We start from the raw sequence: 20935 nt of genomic DNA on the forward strand, positions 1-20935 counted from the left end.
CTGTCAGTCCTCTTTCGTGATGGGGCGGGCGATCACCAGAAGGTCATCGCCGAGGGTCTGGACGGCGTCGATGTGCAGACGTCGCTGCTGCGTGATCGTGTCGACTCCGACGGAGCGCAGAGCCGGGCGGTCGGCCCCGTCGGATCCGGCACCGAGCAAGGTCGGTGCGATGTAGACCAGCACCTCGTCGGCGAGCCCCTCGCGCAGGAACGCGCTGGCCACCGTGGGGCCGCCCTCGATGAACACGCGCTGCACGCCGCGCTCGCGCAGATCCTTCAGGAGGCCGGAGATGTCCGAGCCCGGGTACTGGACGAAACGGCGCGGATGGCGGACGACCGCGGCGCCCTCGGGCACGGGGCGCGCCCCGAGCACGACGGGGAGCGGCTGATCGTCGTACAACGAGCCGTCGGGCTGCCGCGCGGTCAGTGCGGGGTCATCTGCCAGGACCGTGCCGATGCCGGCGACGATCGCGTCGGCATCCGCCCGGCGACGGTGCACGTCCGCCCGTGCCGCACCGCCCGTGATCCACTTGCTCGTACCGTCGGCGGCGGCCGCGCGACCGTCCAGGCTCTGGGCCCACTTGACGCTCACGTGAGGTCGCCCCAGGCGCTGCACGGTCAGCCACGACTCGAGGAGCTCTGTCGCCGGCCCCTCGAGCAGCCCCTGCGCCACGTCGACCCCCGCTCTCCGCAGGCGTTCCCCGCCACCGGAAGACTCCGCGTTGGGGTCCGGGAGTGCGTAGACGACGCGCGCGACTCCCGCCGCGAGCAGGGCCTCGGCGCACGGACCGGTCCGGCCGGTGTGGTTGCACGGCTCGAGCGTCACGACGGCCGTCGCGCCTTCGGCGCCGCCCGCGGACAGCTGCGACAGCGCATCGACCTCGGCGTGCGCGGTCCCGGCACCGCGGTGCCACCCCTCGGCGAGCACATCGCCGTCGGCGGAGAGGATCACGGCACCGACCTGCGGGTTCACCCCGCGCGGTCCGTTCCTCGCGATCCGGAGGGCGCGTTCCATCGCGCCACGCTCCGCAGCATTCACCGACATCCGAATCCTTCGTCCAGGCTCCGGGGATCGCGAACGGCGGCGCATGCCTGCGCCGCTCGTGCTGCCTCCCATCCGGACTCGCAGCGTTCTCACGCCACATCACCGTCGGTTCCGGAATTCCACCGGATCAACCTCGGGGACACCCTGATCGGATGCCGATCCCTCAGCTCGCGGACTGTCACCGCCGGTTCGGATTCTCACCGACCCCGGAGCACGTACTGCACTCGAGTGTAGTCAACGCCTTCGCGCGCGATTCATTCCGTGACCCGGTGTGACGCGGTGCCGGCCAGCTCCCGGGCGGTGGACTCGTCCACGATGAGATCGGTGATCAACCCCGCCCGGAGCGCCCCTCGCAGCCCGGGCACCTTCGCGCGTCCCGCGACGATGCCGACGCGCCGGGGAGTGCGGCGCAGGGTGTCGAAGTCGGGGCCGGTCGCACGATCGTTCACGGGGATGCCGTCGCTGGAGCCGTCCGCGCGGTAGAACACCGTCGCCACATCGCCGACTACGCCGTGCTCGCTGAGCACCCGGTAATCGGCGCGGTCGAGGTAGCCGCCCTGGTAGACGTGGCTGGGCACTTCGGCGAACGGGGATCCGACGCCGAAGACGGCGAGATCCAGGCTCGCCTGCAACTCGAGCACCGGCCGGATCGACCGCTCGCGCCAGAACGCGCGCTTCGTCTCGGGGTCGTCGAAGAACGCCGGCACCGGGAACTGATGGACCGGCGCGTCGAACGCCGCACCGAATCGGGTCAGCAGCTCGCTGGCGTACATGATGCCCGTGGTGCGCATGTTCCCTGCGCCGTTGAGCTGGACGATCTCGGTGTTGTGAGTGCTGCGCTGAGGGAGGTGCCTGCTCACGGCCCCGATCGTGGAACCCCAGGCGATCCCGATGCGCTGATTGGAGTCCACCCACCCTGACAGCAGTCGCGCCGCGGTCATCGCGACGCGATCGAGCCGCTCGACATCGCTGGTCTGATCGGGGACCGGGACGACATGGGCGGTCACGCCGTGCCGCTCTCGGATCTCCTGTTCGAGCCGGGTGGGCCCCTCCAACGGTGAATGGATCAGGATCTCCACCACTCCGCTCTCGCGTGCGTGACTCAGCAGGCGCGAGACCGAGGATCGGGAGGTCGACAGTTCGTGCGCGATCGCCTCCATCGTGAGGTCCTGCATGTAGTAAAGCTGGGCGGCGCGCAACGCATCCCGGGTGCGGACCGGGAGGGCGTGATCGGTGGGCGGGCGGTTCGGCATCTCGATCGTCCCTCTGCACATATGTGCAATCGAATTGCACCTCCGTTCGGAGGCCGTGAGTATGTATTCATCCACATGGTGCGCCGCCGCGCAAGCGGCACCACGCGCAACACTGCGAAGGGGGACGTCATGACGAGCCACGACACCGGCGCCGCACGCGAGACGGTTCGGGCGATCGCCGCGGATCCGACCGCCGAGGTCGTCATCATCGGAGGCGGCATCAACGGCATCGCGACGTTCCGCGACCTGGCGTTCCAGGGCGTGAAGGTCGTTCTCGTCGAGCGTGACGACTTTGTCGCCGGCGCCTCCAGTGCGTCCTCGCACATGATCCACGGCGGCATCCGCTACCTCGAGAACGGTGAGTTCCGTCTCGTCCGGGAGTCCGTCGTCGAGCGCAATGCGCTGCTGAAGACCGCGCCGCACTACGTCCGTCCGTTGGCCACCACCGTGCCGATCTACTCCACGTTCTCCGGCATCGCCGCCGCGCCGCTGCGTTTCCTGACCCACAAGCAGGGCAAGCGCACCGAGCGCGGTGCGCTGCTCATCAAGGCGGGCCTGACGATCTACGACTTCTTCTCCCGCGACGGCGGCGCGGTGCCGCGCCATCGGTTCCACGGAAGCAAGCGCTCCGCCCAGGAGCTGCCGGCGCTGGATCGCAAGGTGAAGTGGACCGCGACGTACTACGACGCGAGCATGCACGACCCGGAGCGCCTCGCGCTGGACGTGCTACACGACGCCCTCGCGACCGGCCCCCACGCGCGGGCGGCGAACTACCTGCCGGCCGTCGGCATGGGGCCGGACGGCGTCCGCGTGCGCGACGCCGTCACGGGCGAGGAGTTCGACATCGCCGCGGACGTCGTGGTGAACACCTCCGGTCCCTGGACCGATCTGACCAACGACGCGCTCGGCGACCCGACCCGCTTCATGGGCGGCACGAAGGGCTCGCACATCGTCCTCGATCACCCCGAGCTGCTCGACGCCACCGCCGGCCGCGAGATCTTCTTCGAGCACAAGGACGGTCGCATCGTCCTGATCTACCCGCTCAAGGGGCGGGTCATGGTCGGCACGACCGACCTCGAGCACGACATGCGCGAACCCGCGGTGTGCACGGAGGAGGAGGTCGACTACTTCTTCGACCTGATCGCTCATGTCTTCCCCGACATCGCCGTGGACCGCTCGCAGATCGTGTACCGCTTCTCAGGCGTGCGCCCCCTGCCGCGACACGATGATACGCAGCCCGGCTTCGTCTCCCGCGACTACCGCATCGAGCGCGCCACCGCCAAGGGTCGCCCGGGCACGACCGTGCTGAGCCTGGTCGGCGGCAAGTGGACCACCTTCCGTGCGCTCGGCGAGCAGCTCGCCGACGACGTCCTGGGCCTGCTCGGCCGATCCCGCGTGCGCAGCACCGCGGGTGTCGCGATCGGCGGCGCGAAGGGGTATCCGCGCACGCAGCGCGCCCGGGACGCCTGGGTGCACGGCCACGCCGACGGCACGGACGTCGCACGGGTCGACCGGCTGCTCGAGCGGTACGGCACCCGTGCCGCCGACCTCATCGCGTCCCTCCCCGCAGACGATGCGCCGCTGAGCTCGCTGCCGGAGTACTCGGTCGGTGAGATCGCCCATCTGGCGGCATCCGAGTACGTCGTCCATCTGGACGACCTGCTGCTGCGTCGCACGAGCATCGCCTTCGTCGGCTCGGCGAGCGAGGACGCGCTCCGTGAGATCGCCGACGTCGCCGGCGACGTGCTCGGGTGGGACACCGCCCGACGCAGCGACGAGGTCGCCGCCACGATGCGACTTCTGCGGGAGCGGCACGGAGTGGCGCTGTCGGCGGAGCGCGTCGGCGCCTGACCAGGATCGTCGGTAGCGTCGTCTGAGACGGCGGCGCGCTGCACGGGCACAGCCCAGCATCGAACAAGGGAGTACGACTGTGGCGGACTACGTTCTCGCGATCGACCAGGGGACCACGTCGACCCGCGCGATCATCTTCGACGGCACCGGATCGCCGGTCGCGCGCGGCCAGCTGGAGCACGAGCAGATCTTCCCCCGCGCGGGCTGGGTCGAGCACGACCCGAACGAGATCTGGCAGAACACCCGTGAGGTGATCGGCCAGGCGCTGGCCAAGGCAGACCTGACCCGGCATGACATCGCGGCGATCGGCATCACGAATCAGCGCGAGACAGCGGTGGTGTGGGACAAGCGGACCGGCGAGCCGGTGTACAACGCGATCGTCTGGCAGGACACCCGAACCCAGCCGATCGTCGACCGGCTGGCCGCGGACGGCGGGATCGAGCGCTTCAAGGACATCGTCGGGCTTCCCCTGGCGACGTACTTCTCGGGAACGAAGATCGTGTGGATCCTCGAGAACGTCGACGGCGCGCGCGATCGCGCCGAGGCCGGCGACCTGCTCTTCGGCACGACCGACACCTGGATCCTGTGGAACCTCACCGGAGGGGTCGACGGCGGGGTGCACGCGACGGACGTCACGAACGCATCGCGCACGATGTTCATGGACCTCGAGACGCTCTCCTGGCGCGAGGACATCCTCGAGGCCTTCGGGGTGCCGCTGTCGATGATGCCCGAGATCCGAAGCTCCTCCGAGGTGTACGGTCACGCCGAGTCGTCGAGTCTGCTCAGAGAGACGCCGATCGCCGGGATCCTGGGCGATCAGCAGGCGGCCACCTTCGGTCAGGCGGCGTTCGAGCGCGGCGAGGCCAAGAACACGTACGGCACCGGCAACTTCCTGATCTTCAACACCGACACCGAGATCGTCCGCTCCAAGAACGGCCTGCTCACGACGGTCGGATACAAGCTCGGCGATGAACCGGCGCACTACGCGCTGGAGGGCTCGATTGCGGTGACCGGGTCGCTCGTGCAGTGGCTGCGCGACAACCTCGGGATCATCTCGGAGGCCTCGGAGGTGCAGGCGCTCGCCGAGAGCGTCGAGGACAACGGCGGCGCGTACTTCGTTCCCGCGTTCTCAGGTCTGTTCGCGCCGTACTGGCGTTCAGACGCCCGGGGGGCACTCGTCGGGCTCACGCGCTTCGTCAACAAGGGCCACATCGCCCGAGCGGTTCTGGAGTCCACGGCCTACCAGACCCGTGAGGTGCTGGATGCCGTCAATGCGGACTCCGGAGTCCCGCTGACCGAGCTCAAGGTCGACGGGGGCATGACCTCCAACGAGGTGCTCATGCAGTTCCAGGCGGACATCCTGCAGGTGCCGGTCGTGCGCCCGGTGGTGCCGGAGACCACCGCGCTCGGGGCGGCCTACGCCGCCGGGCTCGCGGTCGGCTTCTGGTCGGGTCTGGACGACCTGTCCAAGAACTGGCAGGAGGACCGGCGGTGGGAGCCGCGGATGGACCCGGCCGAGAGCGAGCGGCTCCTGCGCAACTGGAAGAAAGCGGTCACCAAGACCTTCGACTGGGTCGACGGCGACGTCAGCTGAGGCCGGCTACTTGAGAAGGCGCGACAGCCGACGGTCGGCGAGCACCTTGCCACCGGTCTGACACGTCGCACAGTATTCGAGCGAGTTGTCCGCGAAGAACACGCTCCGCACGACATCGCCGCACACCGGGCACGTCTCGCCGCGGCGCCCGTGCACCTGCATGCCGCGGCGCTTGGCGTCCTTGAGCTCGGCGGGGGGCTTTCCGGATGCCGCGGCCACGGCATCCGTCAGCGTCTCGGTCATCGCCGCGTAGAGCCGGTCGACGTCCTCGGGGGTGAGGCTCGCAGCGAGCGCGTACGGGGACATGCGCGCGTCGTGCAGGATCTCGTCGGAGTACGCGTTGCCGACACCGGCGAGGATCGACTGGTCGCGGAGCACGCCCTTGATCTGGGTGCGGCGGCCCTCGATGAGCCCCGCGAGGGTGTTGCGGGTGAAGGTCGGATCGAGCGGATCGGGGCCGAGGCGCGCGATGCCGGGGACATCCTGCGGATCGTCGACCACGTACACCGCGAGGGACTTCTTCGTGCCGGCCTCGGTCAGGTCGAAACCGGATCCGTCCGACAGGGCTACGCGCAACGCGATCGGCGTCTTGCCGGGGCGGATGAGCGTGGTGGGCAGCTGGTCGTACCAGCGCAGCCAGCCCGCCTTCGCGAGGTGGAAGATCAGGTGCGGCTCGCCGTCTCGCGCGGACGTGGTCGTCGCCAGGTCGATGAACTTGCCGTGCCGCGCGGCTGCGGTGATCTCGGCGCCGACCAGGGCGTCGACCGGCGGATCGTAGGTCTTCAGCGCCGCGAACGCGGCGACCGTGACGCGGGTGATATTCAGGCCCGTCGTCCTGCCGCGGAGGAAGTCGACGAGGCCCTGCACTTCGGGCATCTCCGGCATCGTCCCATCCTCGCACGGGCGTGGTGCGGTGTCTCGGGGTCAGCCTCCGAGCACGGGCCAGGGCTGCGGCATCCGGTCATCGGCGGGGAGGAGGCCCGCGATCCACGCGTCGTCGCGCCCGAACGAGTTCGCCGCGGCTCGGCGCAGCAGTCCCTCGTAGCGGAAGCCGAGCTTGCGAGCGACGGATGCCGAGCCCGTGTTGCCGGCGACGGCGCGCCACTCCATGCGGGCGAGGGCCGCGCCCCGCGCACCGAGACCCCAGTCCACGACGGCGCGCGCGGCTTCGGTGATCAGTCCTCGACCGCGGTGCGGTGCGGCCATCCAGTAGCCGATCTCCCCGGCTCCCGCCGGCGTGATCCCGTTCAGGCCGATCATGCCCACCAGTGCGCCACCCTCGCGGATCGCCCATGTCGCCTCGAGGTCATCCTGCCACCGCGTCGCGGCGTACCCGATGAATCCCTCGGCGTGCTGCCGTTCGTACGGCGAGGGCACGGTCGTGTAGCGCTGCAGCGTCGGATCCTGGCAGGCCGCGAAGATCGCGTCGACGTCGGCCTCGGTGGGCACGGAGAGCTCGAGTCGTTCGGTGGTCAGGGTGACGGGCCGCATGCGCTCACGCTACCCGCCGCCGGTCTGAGCCTTCCCGACGGCTTCGGCTGCAGATCTCTGCCTTGGCCCCACGAAACCTGAGTCGCCATCGCAGATTGGTGTCGCCAACCTGCCGGGGGGAATCAGGTGCGGCGGCGGAGCAGACCGACCCGGTCGTACACGTCGGAGAGGGTCTTGCCGGCGACCTCGGCAGCGCGGTCGGCGTTCGCCCCGAGCACGCGGTCCAGCTCCGCCTTGTCATCGAGCAGCTCGAGCGCGCGGGCGCGGACGGGGCCGAACTCGTTCACGACCACTTCGGCCAGGCCCTTCTTGAAGTCGCCGTAGCCGCGACCGGCGTACTCGTCCTCGATCGCCGGGATCTGGCGGCCCGTGAGCGCCGCGTAGATCACGAGCAGGTTCGAGACGCCGGGCTTGTTCTCCCGGTCGTAGCGCACCGTGCCGTCCGAATCGGTCACCGCGCGCATGATCTTCTTCGCGGACACGGCCGGGTCATCCAGGAGCCACAGCACACCGGCGTCCGATTCGGCGGACTTCGACATCTTCGACGTCGGATTCTGCAGGTCGTAGATGCGGGCGGTCTCCTGCTGGATCACCGGCATCGGCACGCGGAACGTCTCGCCGTACCGGGCGTTGAAGCGCTCGGCGAGGTCGCGGGTGAGTTCGACGTGCTGCTTCTGGTCGTCGCCGACCGGCACGATGTCGGTCTGATAGAGCAGGATGTCCGCCGCCATGAGCACCGGGTAGGTGAACAGGCCCACCGAGGTGGCGTCCGTTCCGTAGCGCTGCGACTTGTCCTTGAACTGCGTCATGCGCCCGGCTTCGCCGAAGCCGGTGATCGTGGACAGGATCCAGGCCAGTTCGGGATGCGCCGACACGTGCGACTGCACATACAGGGTCGACTTGGACGGCTCGATGCCGGCCGCGATGTACTGCGCGGCCGTGCGGCGGGTCTTCTCACGCAGCTCGGCCGGGTCGTTCGGCTGGGTCAGGGCGTGCAGGTCGACCACCGAGAAGAACGCGTCGTAGGTCTCCTGCAGGTCGCGCCACTGCATGAGGGCCCCGATGTAGTTGCCGATCTGAAGGGAGTCGGCGGACGGCTGCATGCCGGAATACAGGCGGGGTTTGCTCACCCGACGATTCTACGGGCGTGCGTCGCGTCGCCCGGCTTCGACAGAACGAGCGGATGCCGCTCCGCCGCGACCGGCGGCTCCGGTCAGTCTCCGAGCGCGTAGTCCACCACGACGGGTGCGTGGTCGCTCCAGCGGGTGTCCCACGACGCCGCCCGCACGACGTGATACCCGGATGCCCGCGCGGCGAGGGGACCCGTCGCCAGGTGGTAGTCGATCCGCCAGCCCGTGTCGTTGTCAAACGCCTTCCCGCGGCTCGACCACCAGGTGTAGGGCCCGTCGACCTCGCCGTGCGTGCGGCGGCCGATGTCGACCCACCCGAGCCCGAGTCCGACCGAGCCGTCGACGGCTGCGACGCGCTGTCCTGCCGGGCCCAGTAAGCGGTCGAAGTACGCGCGCTCGCGGGGGAGGAAGCCCGCGTTCTTGACGTTGCCCTTCCAGTTGCGGATGTCGAACTCGCGGTGACCGACGTTCAGATCGCCGGTGACCACGGCGTACGGCGTCGACGATCCGATCTGGGCCATGCGCACCGACATCTCGTCGAGGAACCGCCACTTGAGATCCTGGCGGGCGGTGTCCGCCTCGCCGGTGGGCACATACGCGCTCACGGCGGTCAGCGTGGCCCCCGCGACGTCGAAGTCCGCTTCGATCCAGCGGCCGGACAGGTCCATCGACTCGTCGCCGAGTCCGCGTCGCACCGCGGACGGCTCGATGCGGCTCGCGATCGCGACGCCCGCGCGACCCTTCGCGAGCGCCTCGTCGTTCGCGATCGTCCAACCCGGAAGCGCCCCGGCGAGGTCTGCCGCGGTCGCGCGCACCTCCTGCAGGGTGAGCACGTCGACATCGGCGGCATCGAGCCAGCCGGCCATGCCGTTGCGCACCGCCGCGCGGATGCCGTTGACGTTGACAGAAGCGAGACGGATGCGTTGGGGCACGCTTTCCAGCCTATCCAGCCGCCCCGACACGGCGGTCGCGGTCAGGGCCGATCGGCGATCTTGCGCTCGGCCCGGAGGGCGCGCTTGGAGGGTGGCGGCAGGGCGGGCGCCGAGTCCTGGACCGCGGCCAGTTCCTCCTCCGCTTCGCGCAGGGCGAGGTCGGCGCGCCAGATCCGCCACCACGGCGCAGAATCACGAGCCTCGCGCGCTGTTCGCAACCGGACTTGCGCGGCGAGCAGGAGCGCTTTGTGCTCGGCGGCGATCCGCTCGGCTTCCGTGGGCAGAAGCAGCGGGATGTCCTTGTCTCTGGTCGCCACGGCGATCCACGCGGCCGCGACGAGCATGATGATGCCACTGATCTTGAACCACAGCAGCAGTCCCACGAACAGCGCGAAGGTCGCCAGCAGCGGGTTGGACGGTGTGTAGCTGAGAAGCAGACCCGCACCGAACTGCAGGATGGTCAGCGCGCCGCCACCGAGCAGGGCGCCCGGCCAGATCGTGCGCCACTGCAGCTCGGTCCCCGTGAGGAAGCGGAACAGCGCCGCGAGGGCGGTGGAGTTCAACGCGAACGAGACGATCACCGAGCCGATGCCGATGCTCGTGCTGAGCGCTCCGCGGTCCAACTGGACGCCCAGCATGGACAGGATGACGGACAGCAGCCAGGAGCTCACCCAGGTGAGGGCGGCGCCGACGATGAGCGCCGCACCGAAGATCGTCGCGGCGACGAGGTCGCGTGCCTTCAGCAGGACGTAGCTGCGCCGGTCCGGCGGCAGCCCGAACATGTCGCGCACCCCGCGGCGCGAGTACGTCACCCAGCCGATCGCGGTCCAGATGACCGTGATGAGGGCGATCAGGCCCGTCACCCCCAGCACGCCGGTGGTCTGCGAGACGATGTCCTGCACCTGCTCGGGCGTGATGACGCCACTGGCGCTGATCAGATTCGGCACGTAGTTGTTGATCACGCCGATCATGGCGTTCACGGCGTCCTCGTTGCCGCCGAGCCAGATCCCGGTGATCGCGAACGCGACGTACACGGCGGCGAAGATCGCGAACAGCGCCTGGTAGCTGATGCCGGCCCCGAGCAGGAAGCCGTTGTTGATCAGGAAATGCCGCCACACTCGCACGGGGAACCAGGAGAGCGTCGCCTGCGTCAGCTTCGTCGCGGTCTGCAGGGGCTCATCGAAGCGTTCGCGGAACGTCTCCTGCGTCGCCTCCCAGCGTTGGCGGAGCGTCTCCTCCTCGCGGGCCGCATGCTTGGCGGCCGCCCGCGGGTCACGCACCTCGGTGTCCGCGCGCTCGTGACTCACGCTCTCAGATTACCGATCCGTCTCATCGATCGACGGATGCCGCATCCCGGCCCGCCCGGTCCGCGACGGCGCCCGCGGACACCGGCGCGCGGAACCTCCGTGTGATGAACAAGACCGGCACCAGAAGGGCGGCGGGCAGGAGGAAGGCGATCCCGAGGCCGGGTGCGTCGGCGAGGAGCCCGAGCATGACCGCCCCGAGGACTGCACCGGCGTAGTTGAAGAGGTTGACCCGGGCGATGATCTCGTCGCTGCGCGCCGGTGAGAGGGCGCCCGCCGACGTGAAGGCGAGCGGCACCAGCGCACCGACGGCGACACCGGCGAGCGCGAACCCGATGACGGCGGCGATGGGGAGGGGCAGGGCCGCGACGAGCGCGCAGCCCGCGACCGAGACCGCCGTGGCGACGGTGACCACCCGGGCGCGGCCGAACCGGCCGGCGGCGCGGTCGGTCACCAGGCGCGTCACGAGGATGGCGGCCTGGTAGGCCGCGTAGCCGATGGGTGCCAGCGCCGCGGTGGCGAGCAGGTCGTCCTGCAGGTAGACGGTGCTCCACGTCGAGACGGCCGAGTCGACGGTGAAGGCGGCGAGGATGACGAGGCCGAACAGCCAGACGCCGCGCCGGGGGAGCGGTGTGCGGGCATGCGCCCCGATCGGCGCGGCGGCCCGGGCGGGGTCGAAGACCCGGAGCCCCCAGGCGGCGACCGTGACCGCCAGCAGGACCGACACGACGAGCGGTGCGATCACCGCAGCGCCGACGGCGGAGGCGCCGGCCACGACGACCGCGCCGACGATCGCCGCAGCGGTGTACGCCGCGAAGTAGCCGCCCATGATATCGCGGCCGTACTGGCGCTGCACGAGTACGCCCTGCATCGCACCGCCGGCATCGACCGCGCCCAGTCCCAGCCCGTACAGCCCGAAAGCCCCGGCGAAGAGCACGAACGCCGGATCGGGGAGAAGCACCGAGACGATGACGCTCACGAACGCCAGAGCCTCGACGGCAAGACCTGCCGCGAGCGCCACGCGACTCCCGCGCCACTTCGCCATGACGTCGGCCCCGACCGATCCGAGCGCCGCGGTGACGCACACGAGCAGCACCAGCAGCGAGACCGTCAGGTCGTCGATTCCCAGCCGATCCTTGAACGCCGGGAGCGAGGTGACCACGACGGCGTAGCCCAGACCCTGGGCCGCGTACGAGAGCGTCACCGCGACCCGCTCGCGTGCGGGGGCGGTGGGCGTGCTCACGCTCGGAGCATACTCGCCGCTAGCGGCCGCGCAGCACCGCCTGCTTGACCTCGGCGATCGCCTTGGTCACCTCGATGCCGCGAGGGCATGCCTCGGTGCAGTTGAACGTCGTGCGGCAGCGCCACACGCCTTCCTTGTCGTTGAGGATGTCCAGACGCACATCGCCCGCGTCATCGCGCGAATCGAAGATGAAGCGGTGCGCGTTCACGATCGCCGCGGGGCCGAAGTACTGTCCGTCGGTCCAGAACACCGGGCACGAGGACGTGCAGGCCGCGCACAGGATGCACTTGGTCGTGTCGTCGAAGACCTCGCGGTCGACGATCGACTGGATGCGCTCCTTGCCCTTCTCCGGCGTGGAGTTCGCGATCAGGAACGGCTGCACCTCGCGGTAGGAGGCGAAGAACGGCTCCATGTCGACGATGAGGTCCTTCTCCAGCGGCAGACCCTTGATCGCCTCGACGTAGATCGGCTGCGAGATGTCGAGGTCCTTGATGAGCGTCTTGCACGCCAGACGATTGCGACCGTTGATGCGCATCGCGTCCGACCCGCAGATGCCGTGCGCGCACGAACGGCGGAAGGTGAGCGAGCCGTCGACCTCCCACTTGATCTTGTGGAGGGCATCGAGCACGCGATCGGTCGAGTAGAGCTCGACGTCGTAATCGACCCAGCGGGGCTCTTCGTCGACCTCGGGATCGAAGCGACGGATGATGAAGGTGACGAGGAACGACTGGATGCCGGTGTCGGCGGCCGCCTCCTCTTCGATCTTGTCGATCGTGCCGGGGTCCACGAGCGCAGTCGACATCAGTACTTCCTCTCCATCGGCTGGTAGCGGGTGATGACGACGGGTTTCCAGTCCAGACGGATGTGGTCGTCGGCGTGCGACGACCCGGCGTCCCCGGAGAGATAGGCCATCGTGTGCTGCATGTACGACTCGTCGTCGCGCTTGGGGAAGTCGTCGCGCATGTGCCCGCCGCGGCTCTCCTTGCGATTGCGGGCGGTGACGACGACGACTTCGGCGATGTCGAGCAGGAAGCCGAGCTCGACAGCTTCGAGCAGATCGGTGTTGTAGCGCTTGCCCTTGTCGTCCACGTGGATGTTCTTGAACCGCTCGCGCAGCTCCTCGATCACACCGAGGACGTGCGTCAGGGACTCCTCGGTGCGGAACACCTGTGCGCCCTTGTCCATCTCCTCCTGCAGCTTCTTGCGCAGGACCGCGATGCGCTCCGTGCCGGTCCCGGCGCGGAGCCCCTCGATCAGGTTGCGCACCTGTGCGGCCGGGTCCTCCGGAAGCGGGACGAAGTCGGCGGTCTGCACGTACTGGACGGCGTTCTTGCCGGCGCGCTTGCCGAAGACGTTGATGTCCAGGAGCGAGTTCGTGCCGAGTCGGTTCGAGCCGTGCACCGAGACGCATGCGCACTCGCCGGCGGCGTACAGGCCGGGCACGACCGTGGTGTTGTTCGAGAGGACCTCGGCGTTGTTGTTCGTCGGGATGCCGCCCATCGCGTAGTGTGCGGTGGGCATCACCGGCACGGGCTCGACGACCGGATCGACGCCGAGATACGTGCGGGCGAACTCCGTGATGTCGGGGAGTTTCGTCTCAAGGACCTCAGCCCCCAGGTGCGTGCAGTCCAGCAGGACGTAGTCGCGGTGTGGACCGGCGCCGCGCCCCTCGGCGACCTCCTGCTGCATGCAGCGGCTCACGATGTCGCGCGGGGCGAGGTCCTTGATCGTCGGTGCGTAGCGCTCCATGAAGCGCTCGCCCGAGACGTTGCGCAGGATCGCGCCTTCACCGCGAGCGCCCTCCGTGAGCAGGATGCCGAGCCCGGCGAGACCGGTCGGGTGGAACTGGAAGAACTCCATGTCCTCCAGCGGCAGGCCCTTGCGCCAGACGATCCCGACGCCGTCGCCGGTGAGGGTATGGGCGTTCGAGGTCGTCTTGTAGATCTTGCCGAAGCCGCCCGTGGCGAAGATGACGGCCTTGGAGTGGAAGACGTGCAGGTCACCGGTGGCCAGCTCGTAGGCGACGACGCCGGCGATCTCCTTCGAGCCGTCCGCCTTGTCGACCGTGATGAGGTCGAGGACGTAGAACTCGTTGAAGAAGTTGATCCCGAGCTTTACGCAGTTCTGGAAGAGCGTCTGCAGGATCATGTGGCCGGTGCGGTCCGCGGCGTAGCACGCGCGGCGGACGGGCGTCTTGCCGTGATCGGCGGTGTGTCCGCCGAAGCGGCGCTGGTCGATCTTGCCCTCGGGGGTGCGGTTGAACGGCAGACCCATGTTCTCGAGGTCGATGACCGCGTCGATCGCCTCCTTGGCGAGGATCTCGGCGGCGTCCTGGTCGACGAGGTAGTCGCCGCCCTTGACCGTGTCGAACGTGTGCCACTCCCACGAGTCCTCTTCGACGTTCGCGAGCGCCGCGGCCATGCCGCCCTGCGCCGCACCCGTGTGCGAACGCGTCGGGTAGAGCTTGGAGATCACGGCCGTCCGGGCTCCCGGTCCGGCCTCGATCGCCGCACGCATGCCGGCGCCGCCGGCGCCCACGATCACGATGTCGAACTGGTGGTAGTGCACGCCGTCCCGGACGACGCTCTGGGTCTCGCTGCTCACGTGTGGGTGCCTTCTGTCTCTCGTGCTACGCCGCGCACAGTTCTTGCAGGAAATCGACGCTGTCGGAGGTCAGCCCGATGCAGGGGTCGAAAGTGAAGACCACGAGCGTGCCCAGCACGATCAGGAAGGCCGCAGCCAAGCCGATCGCCCAGACCAGCACGCGGCGCACCTTCGCGTTCGTGACGTAGTCGTTGGTGATCGTGCGCATGCCGTTCGCGCCGTGGATCAGGGCGAGCCACAGCATCAGCACGTCCCACCACTGCCAGAAGGGATTCGCGAGCTTGCCGGCGACGAAGGCGAAGTCGATTCCGGAGATGCCCTCGCCGAGCATGAGGTTCACGAAGAGGTGGCCGAAGATGAGGATCACCAGGAACACGCCCGAGACGCGCATGTAGATCCAGCCCCACTTCTCGAGGTTGGGTCCCGAGCGGCGGACAGTCGTGTGAGACGAGCGGGGATCCGCGATCGTGGTCATCACTCACCTCCGAACGCGAGCATGAGGTGGCGGGGCGCGAAGCCGGCCATCGTGACGGCCCAGATGCCGAGCACACCCCACCAGAGCTGACGCTGGTGCCGCGTCGCCCACGGCCACAGGTCGACCGCGATGATGCGGAGGCCGTTGTACGCGTGGTACGCGATCGCCGCGACGAGGACGACCTCGCCGATGGCCATCAGGGGGTTCTTGTAGGTGCCGATCACCGCGTTGTACGCCTCGGGGGAGACGCGGATCAGAGCGGTGTCCAGGACGTGCACCAGGAGGAAGAAGAAGATCGCCACTCCGGTGATGCGGTGCAGCACCCACGACCACATGCCCTCGCGGCCGCGGTACAGCGTGCCGCGGGGGACTTTCGAGGTGGTCTCGGATACCGACGGTACGGAGCGTGTGACTGTGGACACGATCGTCCTCCCTGCTCGGTGCGAGGTCGTTGAGCGCCGGTGCGGACCTTGCGCTGGCGCGTACCCATCCTAGGACCGCCCCGATGAGGCGGGCGACGTCGGCGTGCCGAAACTCTCTCGATGTCGAGAGAGTTTCGGACCCCGAGCCGGTACACATGCCGGACATGCGGGCGAAACGCGCCGGTCGGGGCCCGCGGCTACGGTGGAGGCATGCCAGAGCCGATCGAGGACTTCTACGCCGTCATCCCCGCAGGCGGGATCGGCAGCCGCCTGTGGCCGCTGTCGCGCGCGGACGCCCCCAAGTTCCTGCACGACCTCACCGGATCGGGTTCGTCGCTGCTGCGCGACACGTGGAACCGCCTCGAGCCGCTGACCGGCGGCGACCGCATCGCGGTCGTCACGGGGCGCGCGCACCGCGCCGCCGTGGAGAAGGAACTGCCGGACATCCCCGACCACAACGTGTTCCTGGAGTCCGAGCCGCGCGATTCGACCGCGGCGATCGGTCTCGCCGCAGCGATCCTGGTGCGTCGCGAACCCGACGTGATCATCGGCTCGTTCGCGGCGGACCACGTGATCCGCGTCCCGCATCTGTTCGAGTGGGCGGTGCGCCAGGCGGTCGCCGTCGCGCGCGAGGGCTACATCTGCACGATCGGCATCCAGCCGGCCGAGCCCTCGATCGGATTCGGCTACATAAAGAAGGCATCCGAGCTCATCGTCGACGGCGCACCCGAGGCCGCACTGGTGGAGCGCTTCGTCGAGAAGCCCGATCTGGAGACGGCCAAGGAGTACTTCGCCGAGCGGTCGTACCTGTGGAACGCCGGCATGTTCATCTCGCGAGCCGACGTCCTCCTCGGGGAGATCGCCGAGCAGGATCCGCACCTCTACGCCGGTCTCATGGATCTCGCCGAGGCGTGGGACGACCGCGAGAAGCGCGGTCCGGTCGTGGACCGCGTGTGGCCGACCCTCACCAAGATCGCGATCGACTACGCCGTCGCCGAGCCCGCCGCCGAGAAGGGGCGCCTCGCGGTCATCCCGGGCCACTTCGACTGGGACGACGTGGGCGATTTCGCGAGCCTGGCCAAGCTCAACTCCCACGGACGCAAGAACGACCTGGCGATCCTGGGCGAGAACGCGCGCATCCTCTCCGATGCCTCCAGCGGCATCGTCGTCAGTCAGACGCAGCGCGTGATCAGCCTGATCGGAGTGAAGGACATCGTCGTGGTCGACACCGAGGACGCGCTCCTGGTGACCACGAGCGAGCACGCGCAGCGCGTGAAGGGCGTCGTGGACGCCCTCAAGCTCACCGGACGCGGCGACGTCCTCTGAGCGGATGCCGCGCCCGGCGCACCGGCACCGGTGAATCGCAGTCCCGCCGAGTGCGGCATCCGATTCCGGCGTGTTGCGTCTTTGTAACCATTGGCCGCCGGGGGCCTGTCCGGCATGCAAGCCCCGCGTCACAGTCGGTAACTTTGGCACGTCACCCGCGAAGTGCGCGGGGCACCTTTCATGGAGGCGTGAGTTGACTTTCTCTACCACCAAGAAGTTCGTCGGGGTAGTTGCCGCCGCCGGACTCCTCGTCGCCCTTGCCGGCTGCGGATCGGCACCCGAGCCGGCCGCCAGCGAAACCGCTGCCGCCGGCGGTGCCGTCGACGGCTTCAAGCCCTGCATGGTCTCGGACGCGGGCGGATTCGACGACAAGTCGTTCAACCAGCTCGGCTTCGAGGGCCTCGTTGCGGCCTCCGATGAGCTCGGCGTCGAATACGTCACGGTCCAGTCGGACTCCGAGGCGGACTTCGCCCCGAACATCACGAGCCTGATCGACCAGAACTGCACGCTCATCATCACGGTCGGCTTCGCGCTCGCGTCCGCCGCCGGTGAGGCCGCGATTGCCAACCCCGACATCGAGTTCGTCTCGATCGACGACGTGGTCGACAACGACTTCGACGGCAACACCGACGCGCCCAACATCAAGCCGATCATCTTCGACACCTCGCAGGCCGCGTTCCTCGCGGGCTACGCGTCGGCGTCGTACTCGACGGCCAAGAAGGTCGGCACGTTCGGCGGCATGAACTTCCCGACCGTCTCGATCTTCATGGACGGCTTCGCGCAGGGCGTGGAGTACTGGAACTCCGAGAAGGGTGACACGGTCGAGGTCCTCGGCTGGGATCGCGCTGCTCAGGACGGTGTCTTCACCGGTGGCTTCGCGGCCAACCAGGACGCCATCAACGCGGCCCAGGGCCTGGTCGACCAGGGTGTGGACGTGCTCCTGCCCGTCGGCGGACCGATCTACCAGAGCGCTGCTTCGGTGATCCGCGACTCCGGCCGCGACATCGCGCTGCTCGGCGTGGACGCGGACGTGTTCGAGACCGACCCGTCGGTCGCCGACCTGCTGCTGACCTCGATCCGCAAGGCGATCGACGTGGGCGTCCAGGAGGCGGTCCTCGCCGCCGGTACGGGCGACTTCGACGCGACGCCGTTCATCGGCACGCTCGAGAACGAGGGCGTGGCGCTGGCCCCGTTCCACGACTTCGAGTCCAAGGTCTCGCCTGACCTCCAGGGCGAGCTCGACACGATCGCGGCGGGCATCATCGACGGGTCGATCCCGGTCGAGTCCTACCTCGCTCAGTAATCCCTCCACGGACGGGGAGGCTGGTCGCCCAGCCTCCCCGTTTCCGTTTTCCCCACGCGCCCGAACGCGCCCCACTTACTAGGATCTTCAGCTATGAAGCTCGAACTCCGCGGGATCACCAAGCGGTTCGGCACCCTCGTCGCGAACGATCACATCGACCTCGTCGTCCAGCCCGGAGAGATCCACTGTCTCCTGGGCGAGAACGGCGCCGGCAAGTCGACGCTGATGAACGTTCTCTACGGGCTGTACCGTGCCGACGACGGTGTCATCCTTCTGGACGATGTCGTCCAGAACTTCCAGGGTCCCGGCGATGCGATGCGCGCCGGCATCGGAATGGTCCATCAGCACTTCATGCTGATCCCCGTCTTCACCGTCGCCGAGAACGTCATGCTGGGCCATGAGGCGACCAAGGCCGGCGGCATCCTCGACCTCGCCACCGCGCGCGAGCGCGTCCGCGAGATCTCCGCCCGCTTCGGTTTCGACGTCGATCCCGATGCGCTGGTCGAAGACCTCCCGGTCGGCGTGCAGCAGCGCGTCGAGATCATCAAGGCGCTCTCGCGCGACGCGCGCGTCCTCGTCTTCGATGAGCCGACCGCCGTGCTCACGCCGCAGGAGACCGATGAGCTCATGGGCATCATGCGCCAGCTCAAGGAGTCGGGCACCTCGATCGTGTTCATCACCCACAAGCTGCGCGAAGTCCGCGAGGTCGCGGATCGCATCACGGTGATCCGGCTCGGCAAGGTCGTCGGCGAGGCGTCGCCGACGGCGACGAACGCCGAGCTGGCCGAACTCATGGTCGGTCGCGCCGTCGAGCTCAAGGTCCACAAGGACGAGCCGAAGCTCGGCGACCGGTCCCTCGTGGTCGAAGGCCTCACGGTCATCGACGCGAAGGATCAGATAGTCGTCAACGACGTGAGCTTCGACGTGCGGGCGGGCGAGATCGTCGCGATCGCCGGTGTGCAGGGCAACGGTCAGACCGAGCTGACGGAGGCGCTGGTCGGTCTCGAGCAGCGCGTGCAGGGATCGATCACGCTCAACGGTGAGGAGCTCGTCGGCGCGAGCGTCCGCCGCATCCTCGACGAGGGAGTCGGGTTCGTCCCCGAGGACCGTCAGGAGCACGGGCTCGTCGGCAAGATGACGATCGCCGAGAACCTGGTGCTCGACCGCACCGACGGGCCGCCGTTCGTCCGCGCCGGCAGTCTCCGACTCGGCTACATCGCCGAGTTCGCCGCGCAGAAGTTCACCGAATTCGACGTCCGCGGTCCCGGGATCGACGCCCCGGTCGGCACCCTCTCCGGCGGCAACCAGCAGAAGGTCGTGCTCGCCCGCGAACTCAGCCGGGATCTGTCCCTGCTCGTGGCGGCGCAGCCGACCCGCGGCGTGGACGTCGGCTCGATCGAGTTCATCCACAAGCGCATCGTGCAGACGCGGGATGCCGGCATCCCGGTGATCGTCGTCTCGACCGAGCTCGACGAGGTCACCGCGCTCGCGGACCGCATCATCGTGATGTACCGCGGTCGCATCATCGGCATCGTCCCGGGCGACACCCCGCGCGGCGTCCTGGGTCTCATGATGGCCGGCGAGACGCCCGCCGAAGCGACCCCGCCCACCGACGACAGAGGAGTCGCGGCATGAGCGAGAACCTGACCGGAGGCACGTCGATCACCGCGCCCGGATCCGCGCCCCTCGTGCAGAAGGAGGCGCCGGAGCCGTCGAAGTGGCACGACACGTTCCTCAAGATCACCCAGGGCAACGCGATCATCTCGGTGCTCGCGGTGCTGCTCGCCCTCATCGTCGGCGGGATCATGATCGCCTTCACCGACGAGGAGGTCCAGACGGCGTCGAAGTACTTCTTCGCACGACCCGGTGACACGATCGCGGCGGTCTGGAGCGCGGTCTCCGGCGCCTACATCGCCCTGTTCCAGGGCTCGGTGTACAACTTCGGTGCGCCGACCTTCGCCCGCGGCATCCGTCCCCTCACCGAGACGCTCACCTTCGCGACCCCGCTGATCGCGGCGGGCCTGGGCGTCGCGCTCGCGTTCCGCATCGGCATGTTCAACATCGGTGGCCGCGGGCAGATGCTCATGGCGTCGGCGGCGGCCGGCTGGGTCGCGTTCTCGCTCGACCTGCCGTGGGGCATCCACATGATCGTGGCCCTGCTCGCGGGCCTGATCGCCGGCGCGCTGTGGGCCGGCATCGCGGGTGCGCTGAAGGCCTGGACGGGCGCGCACGAAGTCATCGTGACGATCATGCTGAACTTCATCGCGTTCTATCTGATCTCGTGGATGCTGCGCACCCCCGGCCTGCTGCAGGCTCCGGGCTCGAGCAACCCGAAGACGCCCCCGATGAAGGACACCGCGGTCTTCCCCGAGCTGTTCGGACCCCAGTACAACCTGCACTTCGGCTTCATCCTCGTGATCATCGCGACGATCGTGGTGTGGTGGATCCTCAGCCGGTCGAGCCTCGGATTCAAGTTCCGCGCCGTGGGGGAGAATCCGCACGCGGCGCGCGTGGCGGGCATCAACGTCCCGAGCATGTACATCATCGGCATGCTGATCGCCGGCGCGCTGGTGGGCCTGGCCGGAGTGAACCAGGTGCTCGGCACGATCACGACCGGCTTCTCGGCCGACATCGACGCCGGCATCGGGTTCGATGCGATCACGGTCGCCCTGCTCGGACGCTCGACGCCGTGGGGCACGTTCGCGGCCGGCATCCTGTTCGGCGCGTTCAAGGCCGGTGGATTCTCCATGCAGGCCGCACAGGGCGTGCCGATCGAGATCATCACGGTCGTCCAGGCGCTCATCGTGCTCTTCATCGCGGCACCGCCACTCGTGCGGACGATCTTCTTCCTGCCCTCCGCCGAGCGCGATCAGCGCCGGCGCGAGAAGGCGCGGCAGAAGCAGCTCAAGGCCGAGGCAGGGGCGGTGGCGAAGTGACACTCACGCAGACCACAGGCGCGGCAG

18 protein-coding genes are annotated in these 20935 nt (G+C 68.8%); 6 read left to right on the top strand and 12 right to left on the bottom strand.

Annotated elements, in window-relative coordinates:
• Positions 1-3: 3 nt before the first annotated feature.
• Both ribD and AB0P18_RS10755 read right to left on the bottom strand, forming a co-directional pair.
• Positions 4-1044: a bifunctional diaminohydroxyphosphoribosylaminopyrimidine deaminase/5-amino-6-(5-phosphoribosylamino)uracil reductase RibD gene (ribD, locus tag AB0P18_RS10750; protein WP_363360004.1), complete on the bottom strand. Its 1041-nt coding sequence runs from the start codon at positions 1042-1044 to the stop codon at positions 4-6.
• Positions 1045-1298: 254 nt separating this feature from the next.
• Positions 1299-2297 (bottom strand): sugar-binding domain-containing protein, encoded by a 999-nt coding sequence (locus tag AB0P18_RS10755; protein ID WP_363360005.1) that lies wholly within the window; start codon positions 2295-2297, stop codon positions 1299-1301.
• A 129-nt stretch (positions 2298-2426) separates the two neighbouring features.
• Between AB0P18_RS10755 and AB0P18_RS10760 the strand changes: the two genes are divergently transcribed.
• Both AB0P18_RS10760 and glpK read left to right on the top strand, forming a co-directional pair.
• On the top strand, positions 2427-4148 hold the full coding sequence (locus tag AB0P18_RS10760; RefSeq protein WP_363360006.1) for a glycerol-3-phosphate dehydrogenase/oxidase: 1722 nt from the start codon (positions 2427-2429) through the stop codon (positions 4146-4148).
• A gap of 79 nt (positions 4149-4227) precedes the next feature.
• A complete protein-coding gene (gene glpK, locus AB0P18_RS10765) occupies positions 4228-5742 on the top strand; it encodes a glycerol kinase GlpK (protein WP_344052262.1) in 1515 nt (504 codons plus the stop codon).
• Positions 5743-5748: 6 nt separating this feature from the next.
• On the opposite strand, the gene AB0P18_RS10770 is transcribed toward glpK, so the two are convergent.
• From AB0P18_RS10770 to sdhC, 10 genes are all read right to left on the bottom strand, one after another.
• Complete coding sequence (locus AB0P18_RS10770; protein WP_363360007.1) at positions 5749-6627, bottom strand: DNA-formamidopyrimidine glycosylase family protein; 879 nt, start codon at positions 6625-6627, stop codon at positions 5749-5751.
• Positions 6628-6666: 39 nt separating this feature from the next.
• Positions 6667-7233, bottom strand: coding sequence for a GNAT family N-acetyltransferase (locus tag AB0P18_RS10775; protein ID WP_363360008.1), 567 nt, complete (start codon positions 7231-7233; stop codon positions 6667-6669).
• A 122-nt stretch (positions 7234-7355) separates the two neighbouring features.
• Complete coding sequence (trpS, locus tag AB0P18_RS10780) at positions 7356-8363, bottom strand: tryptophan--tRNA ligase (protein WP_363360009.1); 1008 nt, start codon at positions 8361-8363, stop codon at positions 7356-7358.
• An 83-nt stretch (positions 8364-8446) separates the two neighbouring features.
• Positions 8447-9295, bottom strand: a complete 849-nt coding sequence (locus AB0P18_RS10785; protein WP_344052270.1) for an exodeoxyribonuclease III — start codon at positions 9293-9295, stop codon at positions 8447-8449.
• A 41-nt stretch (positions 9296-9336) separates the two neighbouring features.
• On the bottom strand, positions 9337-10602 hold the full coding sequence (locus tag AB0P18_RS10790; RefSeq protein ID WP_363360010.1) for a YihY/virulence factor BrkB family protein: 1266 nt from the start codon (positions 10600-10602) through the stop codon (positions 9337-9339).
• A gap of 22 nt (positions 10603-10624) precedes the next feature.
• A complete protein-coding gene (locus tag AB0P18_RS10795) occupies positions 10625-11842 on the bottom strand; it encodes an MFS transporter (RefSeq protein ID WP_363360011.1) in 1218 nt (405 codons plus the stop codon).
• A 19-nt stretch (positions 11843-11861) separates the two neighbouring features.
• A complete protein-coding gene (locus AB0P18_RS10800) occupies positions 11862-12644 on the bottom strand; it encodes a succinate dehydrogenase iron-sulfur subunit (RefSeq protein WP_344052275.1) in 783 nt (260 codons plus the stop codon).
• Positions 12644-14446, bottom strand: coding sequence for a succinate dehydrogenase flavoprotein subunit (gene sdhA, locus AB0P18_RS10805; protein WP_344052276.1), 1803 nt, complete (start codon positions 14444-14446; stop codon positions 12644-12646). Before sdhA ends, AB0P18_RS10800 begins: the two co-directional genes overlap by 1 nt.
• Before the next feature lie 25 nt (positions 14447-14471).
• Complete coding sequence (gene sdhD / locus AB0P18_RS10810; protein ID WP_344052278.1) at positions 14472-14921, bottom strand: succinate dehydrogenase, hydrophobic membrane anchor protein; 450 nt, start codon at positions 14919-14921, stop codon at positions 14472-14474.
• The gene (sdhC, locus tag AB0P18_RS10815; RefSeq protein WP_344052280.1) at positions 14921-15343 is read right to left on the bottom strand and encodes a succinate dehydrogenase, cytochrome b556 subunit; all 423 of its coding nucleotides are present in this window, start codon (positions 15341-15343) and stop codon (positions 14921-14923) included. The genes sdhD and sdhC overlap by 1 nt, the downstream gene beginning before the upstream one ends.
• Before the next feature lie 210 nt (positions 15344-15553).
• Here sdhC and AB0P18_RS10820 point away from each other — a divergent pair, with 210 nt between their 5' ends.
• The 4 genes from AB0P18_RS10820 to AB0P18_RS10835 all read left to right on the top strand — a co-directional run bounded on the left by AB0P18_RS10820 (position 15554) and on the right by AB0P18_RS10835 (position 20908).
• Positions 15554-16669, top strand: a complete 1116-nt coding sequence (locus AB0P18_RS10820) for a mannose-1-phosphate guanylyltransferase (protein WP_344052282.1) — start codon at positions 15554-15556, stop codon at positions 16667-16669.
• A 193-nt stretch (positions 16670-16862) separates the two neighbouring features.
• Positions 16863-17972 (top strand): BMP family ABC transporter substrate-binding protein, encoded by a 1110-nt coding sequence (locus AB0P18_RS10825; protein WP_344052284.1) that lies wholly within the window; start codon positions 16863-16865, stop codon positions 17970-17972.
• 93 nt (positions 17973-18065) lie between these two features.
• Complete coding sequence (locus tag AB0P18_RS10830) at positions 18066-19607, top strand: ABC transporter ATP-binding protein (RefSeq protein ID WP_363360012.1); 1542 nt, start codon at positions 18066-18068, stop codon at positions 19605-19607.
• Positions 19604-20908 carry an ABC transporter permease gene (locus AB0P18_RS10835; protein WP_344052288.1) on the top strand — a complete coding sequence of 435 codons (1305 nt, stop codon included), beginning with the start codon at positions 19604-19606 and terminating at the stop codon, positions 20906-20908. The genes AB0P18_RS10830 and AB0P18_RS10835 overlap by 4 nt, the downstream gene beginning before the upstream one ends.
• Positions 20909-20935 lie beyond the last annotated feature (27 nt).

The sequence above is a fragment of the Microbacterium sp. NPDC064584 genome (assembly GCF_040687315.1).
Classification (GTDB): Bacteria; Actinomycetota; Actinomycetes; order Actinomycetales; family Microbacteriaceae; genus Microbacterium; species Microbacterium lacus.